The organism is Abyssibacter sp. (genome assembly GCF_964229365.1).
Classification (GTDB): Bacteria; Pseudomonadota; Gammaproteobacteria; order Nevskiales; family OUC007; genus Abyssibacter.
Genome location: NZ_CAXRDQ010000060.1, coordinates 24,139 through 31,014, shown reverse-complemented (window position 1 = coordinate 31,014; position 6,876 = coordinate 24,139). Strand labels below are relative to the sequence as shown.

The following is a 6,876-nucleotide window of genomic DNA, read 5'->3' as shown; positions in this document are numbered from 1 at the left end:
GGTTCTGCGCATTCGCCATGGCCTGGTCGAACCGCTGAACCGTCGCCGAGATGCCCCACACCACGGGGATGGGAGGGAACCCGCCGCCACCCGTGCCGTTGATGAGCTGCTGCACGATCGTCGCGCGCTCATTACGCTCGTGGGGCGATGGCGTCCTCATGCCGCGGTGTGCTTCATCCAATATCAAGTACAGCGTCAGCCGCTTGTCTTCGATGGTGTTCCGCAATATGTCCCACATGGTCTGTGCGCGCTTATCCGGCGGCACCGTGCGGCTCAGCGGAAACATGTCGTTGTCATTTGCCTGTGGCGCGCCGCGCACCAGCAGCGAGTTTTTGCCCAGCTTCTGGGCGTTCAGGAAATACACCTTGCCGGGCGATAGTGCGTCGGCCTGAAAGTCCTTCTCGATGACCTGCATGCGCTCGGCGGCAATGTCGCTGGCCTGATACAGCCGCTTTTTCGTCTGCTGATTCAGCGCCGGGTCGTCGGTGAACCACAACACCACCGCACCGGGGTCGGGTTCAAAGTCGTAGTCGTCATTGCCTTCAAACAGGGCCTCGATGACGGCGGCCGCCATCACCGTCTTGCCGGACCCCGTGGTGGCGGTCAGTGAGAACGCGCTGGGGCGCCCACGCCGAACGAACGCATCCTTGGCATCACGCAGGTTTTCAAGCACGTCCACCACGGCGTCGGTCTGGTAATCCTTGAGGGTGAACCGCATGGCAGCTACTCCCGGCCGGTGTTGATGGTGAAGCTGGTCAGGTACGACGCATACAGGCGCACTGGCTCAACGTCTTCGGGCAGCGCCTTGCAAACCGCCTGGTAGGCACGGTCGTCGTCAGTCACTACAAAGGCCATGCGGGCGTCGTCCTGCTCGGCCAACGCCTCCACGAAGGCCTGGCTGCAATCCGGGTTGAACAGCACGCCATACGCCTCGACCACTGCGAAGTCATCGACGGCCTGCTCAACGCGCCGGCCGCGCGCACCCGCTTTCAACCACAGCAGCGGCGCAATGGCGGCGAACGAGCGATGGTGGGCGACGCGTCGCGGGGCCTCGTAGGTCATGGTGAAGAACTCGACGTTTTCCTCGAAGCCATCGGCCATCGGGAATTCGTCGGTGAACTTGTAGTCGCCCTTGATCGGCTCGCCGCCAGGTGTTTTGCCGGTGATCGCGGCCTTGATGCGCGGCTTGGTGATGTGGTCGCAAATGCCCCATTGCTCCCACTCGGGATCGCCGGGGCGGAGGCCCTTTTCGCGCAAACCCTTCTGCTCGTCGGCGCTGACTTCGTTGTTTGTGACGCTGATGCATTGGCGACAGCCGCCATCCTGCTTGTTGAGGCGCATCACTGCGTGGGCACTTGTCCCAGAACCGGCGAAGAAATCCAGTACTACGGCATCACGCTTTTCCGAGATAAACAATCTGAGCACGTCCTCGACCGCAAACAGCGATTTGGGAAATGGGAATTGGCGGCCGGGCAAGAGCGAACGGACGATTCTAGTTCCGTAGTGCTCTGCATTATGTGATCGGAGATTCCACTGGGTTGGCGGTGCCTTCGCAGACTCCGATTCATAGTAGGCCACGACTGATCCGTCGTTGTTCCTGCCCTCAACAATCGCGCGCCCCTCTTCGATGTCAGCGATCGGTCCGCTCTTGAGGTACTGAATAATGTACTTCTGCGGTTTGCCAGGCATCGCTTTTCCGGCTCGCGCATAGCCTTTTCGCCATCTCTTCTGGAAGGTCGGACCGGTGACCGCCCAATTCATCTCCGTCCCGTCGTCTCGCACTGGAAACACGGCAATGCAACCGGGTCTCTGTGGGGCGGTTTCGCGAGGCTGTTCGTGCGGAATTGGTTGCCCGATCGCGTCAATCGCCCCTGTCTCTTCATTTACGTAGATTGGGTAGAACTGCGCGGGACGTGTTGGGCGAACGGACTGAAGGTCGCGACGGCGCGCTGTTTGCCAATCGATCTTTATCCTTTTTGGTTCGTCATCATCCTCTTGATTTGCGGTGACATCTGCGTCGATCGGCCTGCTGCCCAGCGGTGCGTCCGTACTCGGATAAACACCTGCATCGCCAATTCGCGCTATCACCACATATTCGTCTACACGCTTGAAGCCCTCCGTGACACCTACACCCTTCGAGTTGATCACTGATGAGATCATACGAATGCGGGCCGCGGGTATCGTTTGCTCAATCAGCAAAACCAATCTGTACAACTCGTTCGCATCGATAGTGACAATCAGTACAGCCTGCTTTGGATCTAGGAGCCGAACTGCAAAGCGCAGCCGGCGTTCCATCATTGCTAACCATTTGCTGTGCTTGTACTGATCTTCTTTATCGACGTAATCGTTGTTGTACTTCCAATCCTTGTCGCGCGTGTTGTAAGGCGGGTCGATATAGATGGCGTCCACCTTGCCTGCATGTGTGTACAGCAGCGCCTGCAAGGCGTGGTAGTTCTCGGCATTGATGACGGTGTGGAAGGGCTTGTCGCCGCCGCGTTCTACCTTGCCGGTGGAGACCAGGCCGGGATAGATCGGATCACGAAATTCGGCGACAACCACCAGGTCTTCGACTTCGCGCGTCGCGTGTTCGACCTCGTCCTCGGCGCTGGGGCGGACCAAGTCGGCTTCGCGTTTGCCGCCCGCATTGCGAATTTTGGCAACCTGCCAGAGTCGCTGATCAACAGCACTGGCCGCTTCGCCGCGCTCGGGCATGAAGCGCACCTTGTCCCCACGCCGCACCGGCCGGCCCGGCAATTCGACAGACTCCGGCGTATGCCGCTCGAAGTTCAATCCGAACGCGCGCCGCGATTCAAGCGCCCGAACTTCTGCTTCGATCTCGGCTGCCAGCTCCGGATTTTTCTCGCCCACCCGGCGCAGCAAGTCGCGTAGCGTTGACAAGTAAGACTCCCCAATCAGTAGCGGTTATGCCGCCACCGAGCATTCATTGCGTACGTTTTCGATCATTGTAGGGGATCAAAAACTATCGGAAAGAAAAGATTCTTGTGGCCCCTCTGTGCCGCGTTTTAACAGCGATCAGCCCATGGTTCCCCGCCACATGCGACCGGCAGGCGGATTCACACCTATCGCGACCGAAGCCACAGTTCGGCTGCGCAGACCGAAGGCTTTGTCACGCGCAAGCAACCCGGACGCCGCACCAATTTGTAGGTGGACGCCCCGGGTTTTGCGATTTATCGAGCCACGATCACGGGCGGCAAAAAATGCATTTACAACAATGTTGTTTTTGCCATTCGGCAAAAATGCCTTTCATGCCCAATAGGGTGTAACTCATTGATTTAATTGGTGGGCCCACCAGGACTTGAACCTGGAACCAACGGATTATGAGTCCGCTGCTCTAACCAATTGAGCTATAGGCCCGCTGCCAGACGGGGGCAGGCCGCGTAGTTTAACCGCTTAGCGGGCGAGCTAGTGGCGGATCGACTCGGACCGAGAACGGCATCTGAATTTCGTAGGTGACGCCGCCGGTGCGGAACGTGGCGGGCGTGCCCTGTTCCAGCGCGCGTTGGCTGGATACGTAGATGCGGTCGCCGGTCGGGGCGATGGCCACGCCGGTGACTTCGGTCACGTCGGCGCTGCCGGGCAGGCGCAGGAGCGGGATGGTGGTGCGGTCGGGCATTAGCACCATGCAGCGCATGTCTCCGCCGTCTTCGACGACCAGCATTTCGCCATCCAGTGTCATGGTGATGTTGTCGATGCCGGTCATCCGCGTTTCCGCGCTATCGACCGGGGAGCCGACGGGGCCATCGGCCGGGCTGTAGATGCTTTCGATGGTGTTGGCTGCGGTGTCGATCACCCAGATCACGTCATCGGTGTTCGGGTCGCCGGTGGGCTTGGTGGTGAAGTACACGAAGCCATTGAGGTAGTAGACGCCTTCGTTGCCGCCAAAAATGGTGCTGTCTTCCAGGTAGACGTCGGGCTGGGGCGTGCCGTCGTCGACGGCGTTGAGCCATTCAATCGGCACCGGGCCGTCGAAGGCGGCTGCCAGATCGCCGGGGACCCGCAGCACCTGCAGAATGCCGGTCGCCATGTCGGGACGGCCGTCGTCGGGCCAGTTCGCGGGATCGAAGATGGTGCGGTAGAAGCGGTCGCTGCCGGTCACGTCTTCCGTGTGGTAGATCGCCTTGCCGACCGGGTCCACGGTGACCATCTCGTGGGCCTTGCGGCCGAAGCGGTCCAGGCGCACGGCCGTGCCGCCGTCGCGCAGCGGGCTGGCTTCGAACATGTAGCCGTCGGTGATTTCTTCGCCGTTGATCCAGGTGCCCCATGGGGTGGCGCCACCGGAGCAGTTGGTGGTCGTGCCGCTCTGAATGGCGTAGGCGTCGATGAGGTTGCCGTCGGCGTCAAAGCGCAACGCGCCAACGCCACCCTGAAAACCTGTGAGCGCCTCCACCGTTTCTCGCGCAATGCCGCTGACCGTCAGATCACGCACTTCGGCGTTGCTCACGTAGATCCAGCCGCCGTCATCTGTTCTGAAACAGGTCCCGCCATCGGGGTCGGTATGCCAGAGGAAGGTCGGATTCGATGCCAGTGGCGGCTGGTTTGCGACGGCCACCACCCGCGAGGTGAAGCCTGCCGGCAGCTGGATGCCGTCTGCATTTGCGGGCAAAAGCGGCCCAATGTCGGCGAAGTTGCTCCGAAAGTCCGGGTTCATGCCACCCGGCCCAGTTCCCTCGGTGGCGGGTAGCGCGGATGTGCCACAGGCCGTCAGCCATGTGGCGGCTGGCACGCTGCCGGCGCAGAACAACAGGTTTTGCAGAAACTGGCGTCGGTCCAGGCCGCGGGCCTGGGCATCTTTGAGTAGCGGGTTCATGGCAATGGGCGAGAGGACAACGGCCTATAGTGTATGCGGCGCGTTGCGATTGCATGACGTGACCAGGATCGCCCGGTATGAAGAGCCGGTCGAATGGTCCGGGAAAGCTGCAATCGCCGGTAGCTGGCAGGGCCGAGTGCCCGCGCCGGGATGCCGTGTAGGCACGGCATCCCGTGGCGGCTTGTTTAGCTCTCGTCGAGGAAGCTCTTGAGGTAGGTCGCGCGGCTGGGGTGACGCAGCTTGCGCAGAGCCTTGGCTTCGATCTGGCGGATACGCTCGCGGGTTACGTCGAACTGTTTGCCGACTTCTTCCAGCGTGTGGTCGGTGTTCATGTCGATGCCAAAACGCATGCGCAGCACCTTGGCCTCGCGCGGGGTGAGGCTGGCGAGGATCTCGTGCGTGGCTTCGCCCAGGGCTTCGGTGGTGGCCGAGTCCGCGGGAGATTCCGCGTTCTGGTCTTCGATGAAGTCGCCCAGGTGCGAGTCTTCGTCGTCACCGATCGGCGTTTCCATGGAGATCGGTTCCTTGGCGATTTTCAGCACCTTGCGAACCTTGTCCTCCGGCATTTCCATGCGCTCGGCCAGCTCTTCCGGCGTGGGCTCGCGGCCCATCTCCTGCAGCATCTGGCGGGAGATGCGGTTGAGCTTGTTGATCGTCTCGATCATGTGAACCGGGATGCGGATGGTCCGCGCCTGGTCGGCGATCGAGCGGGTGATGGCCTGGCGAATCCACCATGTGGCGTAGGTGGAGAACTTGAAGCCGCGGCGGAATTCGAACTTGTCGACGGCCTTCATCAGGCCGATGTTGCCTTCCTGAATCAGGTCCAGGAACTGCAGGCCGCGGTTGGTGTACTTCTTGGCGATGGAGATCACGAGGCGCAGGTTGGCCTCGACCATTTCTTTCTTGGCGCGGCGGGCCTTGGCTTCGCCCAGCGACATTTTCTTGTAGATCTCGCGGATTTCCTCAACCGTCAGCATGGTGTCGACTTCCATCTGACCCATGCGCGCCATGATGCGCATCAGGTCTTCGGAGTGCAGGTTGATGCCCGAGGAATACTTGCGTTTGGCGCGCACCAGCTTTTCGACCCAGGCCTCGTTGGTGAGGTTGCCGGGGAAGCTGTCGATAAACGTTTTGCGCGGCATGCCGGCGCGGTTGACGCAGATATCCAGGATCTCGCGCTCGGCGGAGCGGATCTTGGCGATTTCCTGGCGCAGGTTGCTGGTGAGTTGCTCGGTGGTGCGTGGCGTGAGCTTGAAGCGCATGAATTCATGCGACAGCTTTTCGCGTGCAGCCTGGGTGTCCGGATGCCCGGTGCCCTTGGTTTCCAGCAATTTGACGACGGCGTCGAAGTAGCCCTGCAGCTTGTCGAACGCGATCTTGCATTCTTCCGGATCAGGGCCGGTGTCGACAGGCTTGTCGTTGCTGTCGTCGTCATCGTCGTCGGCATCGCTGTCGTCGCCGTCATCGTCGCCAGAATTCGTGGTCTCTTCTTCCGGCTCTTCGGCGACGACCGGGTCACCGGTGTCGGGGTCGACGAAGCCGACCATGAAGTCGGTCAGGCGGCGCTCGCCGTCCTGCACCTTCTGCCATTCTTCCAGCAGGATGGCGACGGTTTCGGGGTGGAAGGCCAGTGAATACATGGCTTCGGCCAGGCCTTCCTCAATGCGCTTGGCAATGCGGATTTCGCCCTGGCGGTCGAGCAGTTCCACCGTGCCCATTTCGCGCATGTACATGCGCACGGGGTCGGTGGTGCGGCCCAGCTCGGAATCCAGCGCGGCCAGCGTGGCGGCGGCTTCTTCGGCAGCGTCGTCGTCATCGTCATCATCGGTGACGGGCGCGTCGGCCATCATGAGCTGGTCTTCGTCCGGTGCTTCTTCGTGCACCGTGATGCCCATGTCGGCGATCATGTTGACGATGTCCTCGATCTGCTCCGGGTCGACAATGTCGTCCGGTAGGTGATCGTTGACTTCGGCGTAGGTCAGATAGCCCTTTTCTTTACCACGGGCGATCAGCGCTTTGAGCTGAGATTGCTTCTCGACGGTCATAGG

Annotated in this window: 4 protein-coding genes and 1 tRNA gene; all 5 read right to left on the bottom strand. The window is 61.0% G+C overall.

What is annotated here, in order from left to right; genetic code table 11:
- Window positions 1-718 (bottom strand): DEAD/DEAH box helicase family protein (locus ACE1EY_RS09875; protein ID WP_370300094.1); only part of this gene is annotated, 718 nt, incomplete at its 3' end.
- A 5-nt stretch (window positions 719-723) separates the two neighbouring features.
- Window positions 724-2,898 (bottom strand): DNA methyltransferase, encoded by a 2,175-nt coding sequence (locus tag ACE1EY_RS09870; protein WP_291514204.1) that lies wholly within the window; start codon window positions 2,896-2,898, stop codon window positions 724-726.
- 400 nt (window positions 2,899-3,298) lie between these two features.
- A tRNA-Ile gene (locus tag ACE1EY_RS09865) sits at window positions 3,299-3,375 on the bottom strand.
- A gap of 28 nt (window positions 3,376-3,403) precedes the next feature.
- Complete coding sequence (locus ACE1EY_RS09860; protein WP_291514205.1) at window positions 3,404-4,828, bottom strand: alkaline phosphatase PhoX; 1,425 nt, start codon at window positions 4,826-4,828, stop codon at window positions 3,404-3,406.
- 185 nt (window positions 4,829-5,013) lie between these two features.
- The gene (gene rpoD, locus ACE1EY_RS09855; RefSeq protein WP_370300093.1) at window positions 5,014-6,873 is read right to left on the bottom strand and encodes an RNA polymerase sigma factor RpoD; all 1,860 of its coding nucleotides are present in this window, start codon (window positions 6,871-6,873) and stop codon (window positions 5,014-5,016) included.
- Between the last annotated feature and the right edge of the window lie 3 nt (window positions 6,874-6,876).

Excerpts from the sequence above, each read along its gene's own strand:
- ACE1EY_RS09860 (WP_291514205.1), bottom strand. The coding sequence starts at position 4,828 with ATGAACCCGCTACTCAAAGATGCCCAGGCCCGCGGCCTGGACCGACGC.
- rpoD (WP_370300093.1), bottom strand. The coding sequence starts at position 6,873 with ATGACCGTCGAGAAGCAATCTCAGCTCAAAGCGCTGATCGCCCGTGGT.